This is a genomic window from Actinomadura parmotrematis (assembly GCF_019458805.1).
GTDB lineage: Bacteria > Actinomycetota > Actinomycetes > Streptosporangiales > Streptosporangiaceae > Spirillospora > Spirillospora parmotrematis.
Window position 1 is genome coordinate 111,394 of sequence record NZ_JAIBOA010000002.1, and the last position, 13,748, is coordinate 125,141.

Annotated in this window: 15 protein-coding genes; 6 read left to right on the plus strand and 9 right to left on the minus strand. The window is 73.2% G+C overall.

Going from position 1 to position 13,748, the window contains the following annotated elements:
• Positions 1-17 precede the first annotated feature (17 nt).
• Both K1Y72_RS03320 and K1Y72_RS03325 read right to left on the minus strand, forming a co-directional pair.
• Entirely contained in the window at positions 18-1,493 is a 1,476-nt protein-coding gene (locus tag K1Y72_RS03320) for a glycosyltransferase family 39 protein (RefSeq protein ID WP_220163100.1), read from the minus strand.
• A 73-nt stretch (positions 1,494-1,566) separates the two neighbouring features.
• Positions 1,567-2,385, minus strand: a complete 819-nt coding sequence (locus tag K1Y72_RS03325) for an SAM-dependent methyltransferase (RefSeq protein ID WP_308286861.1) — start codon at positions 2,383-2,385, stop codon at positions 1,567-1,569.
• Between the two features lie 159 nt (positions 2,386-2,544).
• Here K1Y72_RS03325 and K1Y72_RS03330 point away from each other — a divergent pair, with 159 nt between their 5' ends.
• Together K1Y72_RS03330 and K1Y72_RS03335 are read left to right on the plus strand one after the other, a co-directional pair.
• The gene (locus tag K1Y72_RS03330) at positions 2,545-3,738 is read left to right on the plus strand and encodes a cytochrome P450 (protein ID WP_220163103.1); all 1,194 of its coding nucleotides are present in this window, start codon (positions 2,545-2,547) and stop codon (positions 3,736-3,738) included.
• 95 nt (positions 3,739-3,833) lie between these two features.
• A complete protein-coding gene (locus K1Y72_RS03335; RefSeq protein WP_308286862.1) occupies positions 3,834-4,652 on the plus strand; it encodes an SAM-dependent methyltransferase in 819 nt (272 codons plus the stop codon).
• Positions 4,653-4,665: 13 nt separating this feature from the next.
• Here K1Y72_RS03335 and K1Y72_RS03340 read toward each other — a convergent pair whose 3' ends face one another.
• Positions 4,666-5,475, minus strand: coding sequence for an LOG family protein (locus K1Y72_RS03340; protein WP_220163104.1), 810 nt, complete (start codon positions 5,473-5,475; stop codon positions 4,666-4,668).
• A 193-nt stretch (positions 5,476-5,668) separates the two neighbouring features.
• Here K1Y72_RS03340 and K1Y72_RS03345 point away from each other — a divergent pair, with 193 nt between their 5' ends.
• Positions 5,669-6,007 (plus strand): VOC family protein, encoded by a 339-nt coding sequence (locus K1Y72_RS03345; protein WP_220163105.1) that lies wholly within the window; start codon positions 5,669-5,671, stop codon positions 6,005-6,007.
• A gap of 7 nt (positions 6,008-6,014) precedes the next feature.
• On the opposite strand, the gene K1Y72_RS03350 is transcribed toward K1Y72_RS03345, so the two are convergent.
• Positions 6,015-6,602 carry a MerR family transcriptional regulator gene (locus K1Y72_RS03350; RefSeq protein ID WP_220163106.1) on the minus strand — a complete coding sequence of 196 codons (588 nt, stop codon included), beginning with the start codon at positions 6,600-6,602 and terminating at the stop codon, positions 6,015-6,017.
• 59 nt (positions 6,603-6,661) lie between these two features.
• Positions 6,662-7,117, minus strand: coding sequence for an Lrp/AsnC family transcriptional regulator (locus K1Y72_RS03355; RefSeq protein WP_220163107.1), 456 nt, complete (start codon positions 7,115-7,117; stop codon positions 6,662-6,664).
• 122 nt (positions 7,118-7,239) lie between these two features.
• On the opposite strand from K1Y72_RS03355, the gene K1Y72_RS03360 reads away from it, so the two are divergent.
• Positions 7,240-7,791 carry an RBBP9/YdeN family alpha/beta hydrolase gene (locus K1Y72_RS03360; protein WP_220163108.1) on the plus strand — a complete coding sequence of 184 codons (552 nt, stop codon included), beginning with the start codon at positions 7,240-7,242 and terminating at the stop codon, positions 7,789-7,791.
• Here the strand turns inward: K1Y72_RS03360 and K1Y72_RS03365 are convergent.
• Positions 7,781-9,229, minus strand: coding sequence for a basic amino acid/polyamine antiporter (locus tag K1Y72_RS03365; protein ID WP_308286863.1), 1,449 nt, complete (start codon positions 9,227-9,229; stop codon positions 7,781-7,783). The genes K1Y72_RS03360 and K1Y72_RS03365 overlap by 11 nt on opposite strands.
• A 222-nt stretch (positions 9,230-9,451) precedes the next feature.
• On the opposite strand from K1Y72_RS03365, the gene K1Y72_RS03370 reads away from it, so the two are divergent.
• Positions 9,452-10,687, plus strand: coding sequence for an epoxide hydrolase family protein (locus K1Y72_RS03370; RefSeq protein WP_220163109.1), 1,236 nt, complete (start codon positions 9,452-9,454; stop codon positions 10,685-10,687).
• Between the two features lie 192 nt (positions 10,688-10,879).
• On the opposite strand, the gene K1Y72_RS03375 is transcribed toward K1Y72_RS03370, so the two are convergent.
• Positions 10,880-11,068 (minus strand): DUF397 domain-containing protein, encoded by a 189-nt coding sequence (locus tag K1Y72_RS03375; RefSeq protein ID WP_220163111.1) that lies wholly within the window; start codon positions 11,066-11,068, stop codon positions 10,880-10,882.
• Positions 11,052-11,912: a helix-turn-helix domain-containing protein gene (locus tag K1Y72_RS03380; protein WP_220163113.1), complete on the minus strand. Its 861-nt coding sequence runs from the start codon at positions 11,910-11,912 to the stop codon at positions 11,052-11,054. Before K1Y72_RS03380 ends, K1Y72_RS03375 begins: the two co-directional genes overlap by 17 nt.
• 64 nt (positions 11,913-11,976) lie before the next feature.
• Here K1Y72_RS03380 and K1Y72_RS03385 point away from each other — a divergent pair, with 64 nt between their 5' ends.
• Entirely contained in the window at positions 11,977-12,402 is a 426-nt protein-coding gene (locus tag K1Y72_RS03385) for an ATP-binding protein (RefSeq protein WP_220163115.1), read from the plus strand.
• Between the two features lie 17 nt (positions 12,403-12,419).
• Here the strand turns inward: K1Y72_RS03385 and K1Y72_RS03390 are convergent, their stop codons facing one another.
• Positions 12,420-13,745 carry a helix-turn-helix transcriptional regulator gene (locus tag K1Y72_RS03390; RefSeq protein ID WP_220163118.1) on the minus strand — a complete coding sequence of 442 codons (1,326 nt, stop codon included), beginning with the start codon at positions 13,743-13,745 and terminating at the stop codon, positions 12,420-12,422.
• Positions 13,746-13,748 lie beyond the last annotated feature (3 nt).

A 13,748-nucleotide genomic window follows, 5' to 3' on the forward strand; every position in this document is an offset into this window, starting at 1 on the left:
CCCGCCGCGCGGTCCGGTCAGCGCGCCGGCGGGCGGGCGGCGGAGCCGGGGCGGACGTAGAGCAGCAGGCGCGTCCGCTTGCCCCGCCAGCTCCCGGCGCGCTCGGTGAACCCAGCCCGGCGCAGCGCGGCGAGGCGGGCGCGGAGGACGGCCGCCGCGCCGCGCCCGCTGTCGACCCGCCGGATCAGCCACACCCGGGGGGCGCCGCGCAGCCGCCGCGCCAGCTCGCGGGGGCCGACCTCGCGGGCGTACAGCGCGTCGCGGTCGGCGGCCGGGACGGCGAGCGCCGCGTCCACCAGCCCCGTGAAGGCAGCGGGGTGGGCCGCCGCCAGCCCGCGCACGACCGCCGGCGCGACGACGAATGCGTCGCCCGGCCGCGCCCCGGCCGCCAGCGCCCGCACCACCGGGGTGAAGTCGTGCCACTTGGCGTCGCTGCGCCGCAGCCCCGGCTGCGCCGCCGCCGCCAGGACCAGCAGCGCCGCCGCGACCGGGACGGCGACGGGCCGGGGCCGCGCCACCGCGCCCGCGCCGAGCAGCAGCGCCAGCGCCGGCACGCAGAACAGCACGTAGCGGGCCACGAAGAACGGTTCCGCCTGCGACAGCGCGAGCAGGGCCACCGGCGGGACGGCCAGCCACGGCACCGCGACGGCCGCCAGGCGCGGCGCGCCCGACCGCGCGAGGCCCCACACGCAGAGCGCGGCGAGGAGGACGGTCGCGGCGAGGCTGCCGGTGATGCCGAGCACCGCCAGCCACAGGTGCCGGGCGTCGGCGGGCGGGATCCAGGAGACGGCCCCCTGCTGCCCGGCCGCCGTCCACACCAGCGGGGCGAGCGCGGCCCCGGCCGCTGCGGCCGCCGCCGTCCACGCCAGGACCGCGCGCCGTCCCGGCCGCAGCGCGAGCACCGTCACCAGGTGCGCCGGGACGAGCAGCAGCGCGAACAGGTGCAGCGCGCCGAGGAGCGCCACCGCCGCCGCGTACAGCGCGTACGGCGCGAACCGGGGCCGCCGTCCCAGCGCCCGCACCAGGGCGAGCGTGGCGAGGACTGCGGCCGCCGACACCAGCGCGTAGGAGCGGGCCTCCAGCGCGTACTGGCCCGTCACCGGGATCAGCGCGTAGGCGATCCCGGCGGCCAGGCCGGCGGCGCGTCCGGCGAGCGCCCGGCCCAGCAGCGCCGTCCCCGCCGCCGCTGCGGCCACCCCCAGCACCGACGGCAGCCGCACCGCCGTCGCGCTCGTCCCCGCCACCTGCACCCAGACGTGCATGAGCAGGTAGTACAGGCCGTGGACGGCGTCCACGCCGCCGAGCGTCGCCCAGATCCGGGCGACCGGGCGGCGCGCGAGGTCGATCGTGACGAACTCGTCGGTCCACAGCGCGGGCCGCCCCGTCGCCCACGCCCCGAGCAGCAGCGCGAGCAGGGCCGGCGGGACGGCGACGGCGGCCCGCCCGCCCCCCGGCCGGCCCGGCACGCGGGACGCGCCCACCCCTTCGCTCATACGCCCAGCATTGATCAACGGCGGGGCCGCCAACCCCGCCCCGCCCGATCCGCACCCGAATTTTGCCCGCGGGTCAGGGCACCCGCGCGACCGCGCAGTGCATCGAGACCTCCTCGACCGTCGGCAGGACGGCGCGCTCCTCCAGGTCGGGGCGCCACTCCACCACCGAGCAGATGCCCGGCGGCAGCGGCTCCAGATCGCCGAGCAGAGCGGCGAACTCGGCGGCGCTGCGCAGCCGGAACGGCACCCCGCTGCGCTTGTTGACCTCGACGTTCTCGGCGTACCGCTCGGGGGTGAGGTAGTCGCCGGTGGCGTTCGTCATGACGACGAAGCTGCCCGAGGGCAGCGCGTCCACCAGCGTGGCGACGATGCCGGCGGGGTCGTCCTCGTCCACGAGGAAGTGCGTGACGGCGATCAGCATCAGCGCGACCGGCCGGTCCAGGTCGAGCGTGCGGGCGAGGTCGCGATGGTCCAGGATCTTGCGGGGATCGCGCAGGTCCGCGTCCAGGTAGGCGGTCGCGCCCTGCGACGAGCTCGTCAGCAGGGCACGGGCGTGCACCAGCACGATCGGGTCGTTGTCGACGTACACCACCCGCGCCGACGGGATGATCGACTGGGCGATCTCGTGCACGTTGCCCGCCGACGGCAGCCCGGTGCCGATGTCGAGGAACTGGTCGACGCCCCGCTCGCGGGCCAGGTAGGTCACTGCGCGCCGCATGAACGCCCGGTTCTCCAGCGCGGCGGTCCGCACCGTCGGGAACCCGGACGCGACGAGGTCGGCGGACGCGCGGTCGGCGGCGTAGTTGTCCTTACCGCCGAGCCAGTAATTGTAGCGGCGGGCCGGATGGGCCTTCGTCGGGTCGATCCCGGACGGCACGGTCGGAGAGTCCACGAACACCTCGGAGCGGGAGGGAAGCATGTCCCCGCGGACACGCGGCCCCATTTTGCCCGGAACCACCGGCCTTTGTGGACAGAACCGGTGGAACGTGAGCGTGTTTCAGGCCATGATCGTGCCCGGCGGCGTCAAGCGTGACCGAGGGAAGGCGTATCCGTGGACCTGCTGTACAGCCCGTACGACTTCGGCGTCCAGGACGACCCGTACCCGGTGTACGCGCGGCTGCGCGAGGAGGCGCCCGTCTACCGCAACGACGCCGACGACATCTGGGTGCTGTCCCGGCACGCCGACATCGCCGACGCCCTGCGCGACACCGCCCGGTTCTCCAGCCGCAACGGCCTGCGCATCGAGCCGGCGTTCTGGGGGCCGCAGGCCGAGCGGTTCTTCTCCTTCGTGGCGATGGACCCGCCCAAGCACACCCGGATGCGCTCGCTGGTCTCGCGCGCCTTCACCCAGCGCCGCGTGCAGGCCCTGGAGCCGCGGCTGCGCGAGCTCGCCCTCGGCCACCTGGCGCCCGCCCTGGACGGCGAGTCCTTCGACCTCATGGGCGACTTCGCCGCCCGCTTCCCCACCGACGTCATCTCCGAGCTCGTCGGGGTGCCCGAGGGCGACCGCGCCCTGGTCCGCGACCTCGGCATGGCGATCATGTACCGGGACGAGGCGGCCACCGGCCCCGTCACCGACCTGCCGCCCGAGGCGCTCCAGGCGATCGGCGCGCTCGTCGGCTACTACACCGAGCTCACGATCGCGCGCTCCAAGTCGCGCACCGACGACCTGCTGTCGGGGCTGCTGGACGCGGCCGAGGGCGAGGACCGGCTCACCCCCGAAGAGATCGTCGGGGTGCTGATCCTGCTGGTCGGCGCGGGCATCGAGACGACGATGCTGCTGCTCGGCAATGCCTGGCACGCCGCCTGGAAGCACCCCGACCAGCGGGCCGCCGCGCTCGGCGGGCGCATCGACGACTGGGTGAACGAGACGCTGCGCTACGACCCGCCGTCGCAGACCGTCGCCCGCACCGCCACCGAGGACGTCGAGCTGCACGGCGTCACCATCCCCGCGGGCGGGCGGGTGCTGCTGGCGGTCGGCTCCGGGAACCGCGACGAGCGCGTGTTCCCCGCCGCCGACCGCTTCGACCTCGACCGCGACACCTCCGCCTCGCTCGCCTTCGGCGGCGGGCGCCACCACTGCCTGGGCGCCAACCTCGGCCGCCTGGAGGCCCGCGTCGCCTTCCAGGAGCTCACCGCCGTCGTCGCCGACTACGAGATCGACGAGGCCGCCGCCAAGCGCGTCCACTCCACCAACGACCGCGGCTTCGAGTCGCTCCCCACCCGCATCACGGCCCGCCGCTGACCCTTCCCGGTCCGCGCATCCCTGGCGGGAACCGCGCCCCTGACGGATATGATCTCCTTTGTCAGGGCGGCGAGCGACCCGGAGGGACCGGCACCGTGACCGACGGCGGCGACACCACGGAGCGGGACGTCGACCTGCGCAGCGACGTCCCGCACCCCGCGCGGATCTACGACTACCTGCTGGGCGGCAAGGACAACTTCGAGGCCGACCGGGCCGCGGCCGACGAGGTGGTGCGGCACATCCCCACGCTGCCGCGCTACACCCGCTCCAACCGCGACTTCATGGTGCGGATGGCGCGGCACCTGGTGCGCGGGCACGGCATCCGGCAGTTCCTCGACGTCGGCACCGGCCTGCCGACGTCGCCGAACCTGCACGAGGCGGCGCAGGAGATCGCGCCGGAGACGCGCGTCCTGTACGTCGACAACGACCCGATCGTCCTCGCCCACGCGCGGGCGCTGCTCACCAGCGCCCCCGAGGGCCGCACCGCCTACCTGGACGCCGACCTGCGCGACCCGGCGTCCATCCTGGAGTCCGCCGAGCTGCGCGCGACCCTGGACCTGGCGCGGCCGGTCGCGCTCACCCTCATCGCCGTCCTGCACTTCGTGCCCGATCTGGCCGAGGCCCGCTCGTACGTCCGCGCCCTGCTGGACCCGCTCCCCCCGGGCAGCGCCCTGACGATCACGATGGCGCCCGACCCGGACGAGACCGACCCGACGGTCGGCGCGGGCGCCGACGCCTACCGCGCCCAGGGCATCCCGTTCGCCACCCGTACCCGGGCGGAGGTCGAGGGCTTCTTCACCGGCCTGGACCTCGTCGAGCCCGGCGTCACCCGCACCGAGCACTGGCACCCCGACCGCCCGGTGGACCTCGACGACCGCCACTGGATGTACGCCGGCGTCGCCCTCAAGCCCTGACGCCCCCCGCCCGTCAGCCGCCGGTGCCGGCGCCCTCGGCGGTCGCCTCGACGGCGGCCTCCTCCTCGGCGAGGCGGCGGGCGGCCTCCTTCTGGTGGGCCTCCACGACGTGGCGGACGGCCTCGTCGGGGTCGTCGGTGAGGTGCAGCAGGTCCAGGTCCGCCTCGGCGATCTTGCCGGAGGTGAGCATGACGTCCTTGATCCAGTCCAGCAGGCCGCCCCAGAACGCCGTGCCGACCAGCACGATCGGGAACCGGGTGATCTTGCGGGTCTGCACCAGCGTGACGGCCTCGAACAGCTCGTCCAGCGTCCCGAACCCGCCGGGCAGCACGATGAACGCCTGGCTGTACTTGACGAACATCGTCTTGCGGACGAAGAAGTAACGGAACTCCAGCCCGATGTCGATGTGGTCGTTCAGCCGCTGCTCGAACGGCAGCTCGATGCCGAGGCCGACCGACAGGCCGCCCGCCTCGTCGGCGCCCTTGTTGGCCGCCTCCATGATCCCCGGACCGCCGCCGGTGATGACGGCGTACCCGGCCTCGTGCAGCCGGGCGCCGATGTCGACGGCGAGGTCGTACTCGGCCGTGCCCGGCTTGGTGCGGGCGCTGCCGAAGACGCTGACGGCCTGCGGGATCTCGGCGAGCAGCCCGAAGCCCTCGACGAACTCGGCCTGGATGCGCAGCACCCGCCACGGGTCGGCGTGCACCCAGTCGGCCGGGCCGCGGTTGTCCAGCAGCCGTTGGTCGGTCGTCGTCTTGGGCAGGGCGAGCCCGCGCAGGGTGGCGGGGCCTTGGCGGTGCGTCCGGGCGGCGTCGTCAGTCATGGGATCACCGTAGCCCCGGTGCCGCCGGGGCAACGTCCCATTTCGCAGGGAGTTCGGCGGCGCGCCGCCCTCCCGTCAGGCGAAGAGGTCGCGCCCGTCGCGGGGATCTCCCGTCCGTTCAAGACGCGGGCGTGTCCCGAAGGCCAGGATGGGCGCCGTCCACGTACCGTCCCCGTCCCTTTCGGAGCCGTCGATGACCGTCCGCCGGATCGTGCCCAACGTGCAGACCGAGGCCCTGCGGGAGAACCGCGACTTCTACGGGCTGCTCGGCTTCGAGGAGGTCATGGACCACGGCTGGGTCGTGGCGCTCGCCTCGCCCGGCGGCCAGCTCGGTTTCGTCACCGCCGACCGGACCGCGCCCGCCGTCCCCGACCTCAGCATCGAGGTCGACGACGTGGACGCGGTCCACGCGACGCTGCGGGCGGCCGGCGCGGAGATCGTCCACCCGTTGCAGGACGAGGAGTGGGGCGTCCGCCGCTTCTTCGTCCGCGACCCGAACGGCCGGATCCTCAACATCCTGAGCCACCTCTGACGGGCCGCTACCCGCCGGCCGGGAGCATGCGGCGGCGGCGCTCGGCCATTCGCTCCTGCTCCTGCGGGGTCAGCGCGTCCCAGGCGTCCCGGCGCTTCCGGTCGAGCGCGGCGCGGTCCTCCTCGCTGAGGTCGCGCATCTGCCGCTCGCGCGTCTCCTGGAGCCGCGCGAACTGTTCGGGGGTCATCGGCTCGTTCATCATGACGGTCTCCTCGATGAGGTGCAGGAGTTGCCGGGCGGAGGGTTCGGCGTCGCGGTCCAGGCCGTCCAGCACGTCCAGGAGCCGTGCCCGCAGGTCGGCGGCCTGCCGGATGCGCTCCTCGACGGCGTCGAGCTGGCGGCGGAGCAGGCCGGCGGGGTCGGGCTCGCCGTCCAGGAGCGTCCCGATCTCCTCCAGCGGGAGGCCCAGGCCGCGCAGCGCGACGATGTGGTGCAGGCGCCGGACGTCGGCGCCGCTGTAGCAGCGGTGCCCGCCCGCGGTCCGCGCTCGCGGCGACAGCAGGCCGAGCCGGTCGTAGTGGTGCAGCGTCCGGACGGTGAGCCCGGTCGCGCGCGCCAGCTCGCCGATCCGCCACGTCCCGTCGTCGTGCGGCATGCCCTCCCCCTCTCCCGGTGGGTACGCGCCCGACGCTAGAACATGACGCCGCGTCAGGTTCAAGCCCCGCGCGAGGGATCGTCGGGCAGGGGCTTCGGCGGGTAGGAGCGGAGCACCAGGGACGTGACGACCGGGCCGTGCCGGGCGAGGGCGTCCACGATCTCCTCCAGGCGGCCGGCCTGGGGGCAGCGGGCTTCGAGGACGAGGCAGTCCTCGCCGGTGACGCGCAGCACCGACACGATCTCGGGGGTGCGGGCGGCGTGGTCCAGGGCCTGCGCGAGGCGGGCGTGGGTGGTGCGGAGGCGGATGACGGCGTGGATGTTCAGGCCGAGCGCCACCGGGTCGACCGTGGCCCGGTAGCCGGTGATGACGCCGCTCCGCTCCAGGCGCTGGATGCGCGCCGCCGCCGCGGGCTGCGAGAGCCCGACGCGGCGCCCCACCTCCGCGCCGGACAGCCGGCCCTCGGATTGCAGCAGGAGGAGGATCTCCCGGTCGATCCCGTCGAGTGATTCCATCGTCGTCCGCCCCGTCCGCGTTGAGATCGCTTGCGCCGCCGCCGCCGTCCGGGCGCCTCGGCGAGAATCCCGGACGGACGCCTCCATGATCGCTGGGGGCGGCGAGCGGAACGGTGGTGGGTATGGGCGGGTACGTCATGGTCCCGGGGATCGGCGGTTCCGACGAGCGGCACTGGCAGGTGTCGTGGGAGCGGGAGTGGGGCGCCGCGGCGGTGCGGATCGCCCCCGCCTCCTGGTCCGCGCCCGACCTCGACGACTGGGTCGCCGCCGTCCAGACGGCCTACGACAAGGCCGCCGGGCAGGGCGGACGCGTCGTCCTCGTCGCGCACAGCCTGGGCTGCTGGGCGACGGCCGCCTGGCTGGCGAGGAACCCGTCCGCGCAGGTGGACGGCGCCTTCCTGGTCGCGCCGCCCGACTCGGACAGCACGGCGTTCCCCCGCGAGGAGGCCGCGACCTTCGTCGACCTCGCCGCCGAGCCGCTCCCCTGCCGCGTCCTGGTGGTGGCCAGCACCGACGACCCGTACTGCACCCCGGAGAAGGCCGCCGACCTCGCCGCGCGGTGGGGCGCCCGCCTGCGCCTCGTCGGCGCCCGCGGCCACCTCAACTCCGCCAGCGGCCTCGGCGCCTGGCCGCAGGGCCGCGAACTGCTGGACCTGCTCGGCGTCAGAGAGTGATCCATCCGGCCGCGAGACCGGCGACGCCGAGCACGCCGCCCGCCACCACCACCGCGAACAGCGCGAGCTCCGAGCGGGCGAAGACCCGCCGGCCGTTCTCCCGCCTGGTCATCGCGAACAGGATCGTCCCCAGCGCGTAGACGATGCACGACAGCAGCAGGTAGCTCAGCCCCGCCGCCCACAGCAGGAACACGGTGTAGACGACCGCCGCGCCGGCCGTCAGCAGGTGACGGCGGCGCGGCGCGCCCGGATCGTCCGCGTACGTCTCGCCCGTCACCGCGAGCTTGAGGGCGTAAGCGGCGGTGAGGAGGTAGGGGACGAGCGACAGGGAGCTGCAGAACTCCAGCGTGAAGGTGAGGGCGTCGTCGGAGAAGAGGGTCGTCACCAGGACGGCGGTGGTGAGGGCGCTGGTGAGGACCAGCGCGGCCGACGGCGCCCCGGCGCCGTTCTGGCGGCGCAGGAAGCGCGGCATGTCCCGGTCCTCGGCGCTGACGAACAGCACCTCGGCGGCCATCAGCGTCCACGCCAGGTACGCCCCGAGCACGGAGACCACCAGGCCCGCCCCGATGAACGCCCTGCCCCACGAGCCGACCACCGACTCCAGGACGCCGCCCATCGACGGCTGGTGCAGATCGGCGAGGTCCGACCGGGGCAGCGTCCCGTACGACAGCAGCGTGACGGAGGCGAACAGCGCGAGGACGCTGACGAACCCGAGGACCGTCGCCCGCCCCACGTCCGCGCGGCGCCGGGCGTAGCGCGAGTAGACGCTCGCGCCCTCCACGCCGAGGAACACGAACACCGTCACCAGCATCGTCGCCCGGACCTGCCCGGCGATCGACGACAGCGAGCGCTCCCCGCCCCAGAAGTTCGCCGCGAACACCCCGGCGTCGAGCGACACCAGCACGACGACCAGGAACATCACGATCGGGACGAGCTTGGCCACCGTGACGATCTTGTTGACGGCCGCGGCCTGCTGCACCCCGCGCAGGATCAGCAGCGCGAACGCCCAGACCCCGACCGTGGAGGCCGCCACGGCGACCACCGTGTCGCCCGTCCCGAGCGCGGGGAAGAGCGGCGCCAGCGTCGACTTGACCAGCACCCAATAAGACACATTGCCGACACACGCGCTCGCCCAATACCCGAAAGCCGAGAAGAACCCCGGAAACTCCCCGAATCCGGCTTTCGCATAGGCGTAAACACCCGCGTCCAGTTCGGGTTTCCGCACGGCGAGGATCTGGAACACGAACGCCAGCATGAGCATGCCGAACCCGGCGATCGCCCAGGCGACGATCGCCCCGAAGACCCCCGTGGCCTGCGCGAAGTTGCGCGGCAGCGAGAACACGCCCGCCCCGACCATCGACCCCACGACCATGGCCGTCAGAGCCGGCAACGCGAACCTCTTGGCCGACGCGCCCCGCCCGGCCTCTTCCACCGTCACCACCACGATCCCCGCTCCAGCATTTCCGGAGACCTTCCACCGCCGCACCCCCGAAAACGCCGCCCCCACCGAATTGGCCAACGAATTAACCCCGATGACCCCCCATTGAAACCGGACGTCGGCCGCAGCGGTCCCGGCCCGAAGCCGGCCCTTCCCGCTTGCCGAGGCGAAAGGCCGTGGGCAGCATGTCGTCTACGGCCCGCTTCCCCCGTAAGGAACGCTTTGACCTCCTCTCCCGCCTTCCCTCTGGAACCCACGCCGATCCATGTGCCCGACGCGGTCCTCGACGACCTGCGCGCCCGGCTCGCACTGACCCGCCCGCCGCTGGACGAGGGGAACGAGGACTGGTCCTACGGCGTCCCGGCCGGCTACTTGAACGGGCTGGTCGCCTACTGGCGGGACGGCTACGACTGGCGCAAGGCCGAGGCCGCCATCAACGCCCACGAGCACTACCGGGTGAGCGTCGCCGGCGTCCCGGTGCACTTCATGCGCGAGCCGGGCCGCGGCTCCCGCCCGATCCCGCTGATCCTCACCCACGGCTGGCCGTGGACGTTCTGGCACTGGTCGAAGGTGATCGGCCCGCTCGCCGACCCGGCCGCCTTCGGCGGCGACCCCGCCGACGCGTTCGACGTCATCGTGCCGTCCCTGCCCGGCTTCGGCTTCCCCGGCCCGCTCACCGGCTTCCCGGACGTCAACTTCTGGAAGGTCGCCGACCTCTGGCACACCCTGATGACCGAGACGCTGGGATACGCGAAATACGCCGCCGGGGGCTGCGACATCGGCGGGATCGTCTCCAGCCAGCTCGGCCACAAGTACGCCGACGAGCTGTACGGCGTCCACATCGGCTCCGGCCTGCCGCTCGACTTCTTCAACGGCCCCCGCGCCTGGGACCTCGCCCGCAACCGGCCCCTCACCGACGACCAGCCCGCCGACGTCCGCGCCCGCATCATCGAGCTGGACCACCGCTCGGCGTCCCACCTCGCCGTGCACACGCTCGACGGCGCCACCCTGGCGCACGGGCTGAGCGACTCGCCCGCCGGGCTGCTCGCCTGGCTGCTGGAGCGCTGGAACGCCTGGAGCGACAACGGCGGCGACGTCGAGTCCGTGTTCAGCAGGGACGACCTGCTCACCCACGCCACGATCTACTGGGCGAACAACTCCATCGCCACCTCGATGCGCTACTACGCCAACGCCAACCGCCACCCCTGGACCCCCGCCCACGACCGCACCCCGGTCGTGCAGGCCCCGGTCGGCCTCACCTTCGTCACCTACGAGAACCCGCCCGGCATCCACACCGCCGCCGACCGCGTCCAGGCGTTCGAGTCCGGCCCGCAGGCCACCTGGTTCAACCACGTCAACGTCAACGCCCACGACCACGGCGGCCACTTCATCCCCTGGGAGAACCCCGACGCCTGGATCACCGACCTCCGCCGCACCTTCCACACCCGCAGACCCTGAGCCCTCAGGATGGCGATGACCACCCGGTCACCACTCGTTGAGATGCGGCGTGTTGCGCACTTTCGATCTTGGAAATGCCCAACACGCCGCATCTCAACATCCGATGACCAGGCGGTCATGGACGGTGGTGCCCATCGGGCGGGCCGGGTGGATCACCACACCGCCGGCCGACCCCGCCCGATACCCAGCCGGTCAAGAAGCGAGATCGCCGCGCTTCACAGCCCGCAGGAGGCGGTCGAAGATCGCCCGGTCGAACTCCAGGCGCGGACCGGCAGGATTCCTGGAATCCCGGACTCCCACACCAGAGGCGAGATCCGCCAACTCCACACAGGCGTCATCGTTCAAGCCGCCGCTGTGGGAACTCTTACGCCAATTGATCATCGAATTTCCTCACCGCGCTCTGGATCAGCTCGATCGAGGCGTCACGCGACAGAGCCAGCGCCCCGATTTGATCGAACCGTATCCCCAAAGTCGAGACTTCGGCAGTGTCCTCGATCAGCCGCCCACCGATCTGCGCAGCCGCGTAGGCCACCCGGCGATCGCCGACACGATAGAGCTGAAAGGAACCGTCATGACCGGGATGGGGCCCGGTCTCACGCGTGACGACCCGAACGGAGAAGCGGGGATTCTTCATCACATCGATCATCTGCCGGAGCTGCTCACGCATGACCTGCGGACCGCCGACGGGCAGCTCCAGCACTTCCTGATCAAGCAGAATCCACAGGTAGGGCCCGTCCTCCCGCTGAAGGATCTTCTGCCGTTTCGCGCGGGCCCTGCTCTCCGCCTCCACCTCGCGGTTGCGACCCGCCGCCCATAGCAGCGCCTGGGAGTAACCCGCGGTCTGCAGCAGTACGGGGACCGTCTTGCCGTGATAAGCCCTGATCTCCGACGCGGCCTCTTCGTACTGGAGGAACTGGCGGAACCAATCAGGCTCGTGTCCCGTTCGGGCGTACCACGCCAGGCGCTCGAAGTGGCCTCCCGTGCTCCAGGCGGAGTCGAGGAGTTTCAACTGGTCTTGCTTGGGCTTGAGCCTGCCCGCCTCCCAGTTGGATACAGTGCCGCGCGTCGCTTTGACGATCAGGCCGACCTGCGCCAGCGAAAGCCCCCGTTGAGTACGGTAAAACCACAGATCGAAGGCCATCCAGGACCACATCGACGCCTTCGGATCGATCATTTCCCTGGCACTCATGCCGCCCACTGGTGTCTCGGATGTTTCCAGATACACGCCAGGTTATGGGACGCCTACGGAAAGTGGTGGCAAGTTCACCGACTTCCCAGGGCGGCACATCATGAACGCTCACGACCACGCTCCCGCAGCTCAGCCGGCCGCGATCTCCGCCGAGATCCGCATGAATCTGCTCGCCGAGCCCTCGTCGGTGGTACTGGCGCGCGAGCTCGTGCGCTACTCCCTGACCCACTGGGAGATCGGCCGGTGCGACGTGCAGGACGCCATGCTCGTGATGAGCGAGATCGTCACCAACGCCGTCGCCGCCGCGCGCGGCCGTCGGATCCGCCTGCGCTGCGCGCTGCACAACGGCGCGCCGCTGCTGGAGTGCTGGGATCCCTCGCCCGCCCGCCCCGAGGCTCGTCCGGCCTCGGACACCGCCGAGAACGGCCGCGGCCTCGCCATCATCGCCGCGTACGCCAAGGAGTGCGGCGTCCGTCCCTCGGCCACTGCTCAGGGCAAGGTCGTCTGGGCCTTGATGTCGGCCTGACGTCGGCGGCGGCCCGGTTAAACGGAGCGGACGTCGCCCAGGACGCCCGCGAGTTCGCGGGCGCCGGCGACGCCGCGGTGGTCGCGGACCAGCCGGGTGGCCTCGCGTCGGATCGCCGAGCGGCCGTTGACCTCTGCGGGGGCGTGCCGGTGCGCCGCGAGCAGGTGGGTGACGGCCGCCTCATGGCGGCCGCCGAGCACCAGCGCCCGTGCGGTGTCGGTGTGCATCCGCGCCCGCCGCTCGGGCGTGCTGAACATCGATGCGCGCAGCGGGCGCGCGGCCGCCAATGCCGCGCCGGCATCGCCGAGCGCCCACTGCACGCCGACCAGGTACAACCGGACCTGCGCCGCGGAAATGGGGGTCCGCCGCCCGGCCAGCGCCACGGCAGGCAGCCCCCGTGCCGCCTGCGCGGCCTCGTCCAGCAGGGCGACCGCGTCGTCGCCCTTGCCGTCCTGGGCGGCGGTGTAGGCGCAGGTCGCGAGCATCTGCGCGTACGCGCCGCGCTCGGCCCCGGTGCGCAGGCCGGTCCGCTCGACCTGCGCCGCCGCCCGCAGCATGATCCGCTGCGCGAGCGGGGTGCGTCCCTGGTGGCGCAGCACCACGCACCGGGCGCGGGCCGCCCAGGCGGCGGCGACCGCGTCGCCGGACCGCTCGGCGAATCCCACCGCCCGGTCGGCGGCCAGCTGCGATGGCGCGGCGGCGCCGACCTTGTCGAGCGTCTCGGCCGCCAGGTCGTAGGCGCCGGCCGCCGCCGCGAGGTCCTCGGGACCGCCGCGCTCGTCGGCCGTGCGGTGCGCGAGCGCGAGCAGATCCGGCAGCTCCACCAGCAGCTCGGGCACGGCCCCCTGGTCCCATCGCGCACGCGCCGCCGCCAGGCGCGCGGCGACCAGCCGCGGCGACGCCGGTCCGTCGAGATCGGGCATGAGCAGCAACGTTTCGTCCAGGCGGGAGAGCAGGCCGGCGGGCACCACCAGCCCGCCCACGGTCAGCCCCGCGGTCAGCAGCGTGCGACGGCGCATCGGATCGTCTCCCCCCGGCACGGCGGCCTCCTGTGAGACCACCGTAACCGTGGACCGGATCTCCAGCCCGAACAAGGCCCCGAAGACGTCCTCGGGCATGTCGAGCACGTCGGCCACCGCCCGCAGCCGTCCTAGATCCAGAGTGGCGTGGGCGCCGGTCTCCACCCGGCTCACCGTCGACCGCGAGTACCCGGCCGCCGCGGCGAGCTCCGCCTGCGTCCGCCCCTGCCTCTCGCGGGCCAGCCGCACCGCCCGCCCGAAATCGCCGGCGCGTACCGCGGCCTGCACCGGCGCCGACGTCCAGAAGGGGTCGGGACGGTTCATCTG

What these genes read in the sequence shown, in the direction of transcription:
- K1Y72_RS03320 (WP_220163100.1), bottom strand. Translation starts at nt 1,493, where the DNA reads ATGAGCGAAGGGGTGGGCGCGTCCCGCGTGCCGGGCCGGCCGGGGGGC.
- K1Y72_RS03340 (WP_220163104.1), bottom strand. Translation starts at nt 5,475, where the DNA reads ATGACTGACGACGCCGCCCGGACGCACCGCCAAGGCCCCGCCACCCTG.
- K1Y72_RS03345 (WP_220163105.1), top strand. Translation starts at nt 5,669, where the DNA reads ATGACCGTCCGCCGGATCGTGCCCAACGTGCAGACCGAGGCCCTGCGG.
- K1Y72_RS03350 (WP_220163106.1), bottom strand. Translation starts at nt 6,602, where the DNA reads ATGCCGCACGACGACGGGACGTGGCGGATCGGCGAGCTGGCGCGCGCG.
- K1Y72_RS03355 (WP_220163107.1), bottom strand. Translation starts at nt 7,117, where the DNA reads ATGGAATCACTCGACGGGATCGACCGGGAGATCCTCCTCCTGCTGCAA.
- K1Y72_RS03360 (WP_220163108.1), top strand. Translation starts at nt 7,240, where the DNA reads ATGGGCGGGTACGTCATGGTCCCGGGGATCGGCGGTTCCGACGAGCGG.
- K1Y72_RS03375 (WP_220163111.1), bottom strand. Translation starts at nt 11,068, where the DNA reads ATGATCAATTGGCGTAAGAGTTCCCACAGCGGCGGCTTGAACGATGAC.
- K1Y72_RS03385 (WP_220163115.1), top strand. Translation starts at nt 11,977, where the DNA reads ATGAACGCTCACGACCACGCTCCCGCAGCTCAGCCGGCCGCGATCTCC.
- K1Y72_RS03390 (WP_220163118.1), bottom strand. Translation starts at nt 13,745, where the DNA reads ATGAACCGTCCCGACCCCTTCTGGACGTCGGCGCCGGTGCAGGCCGCG.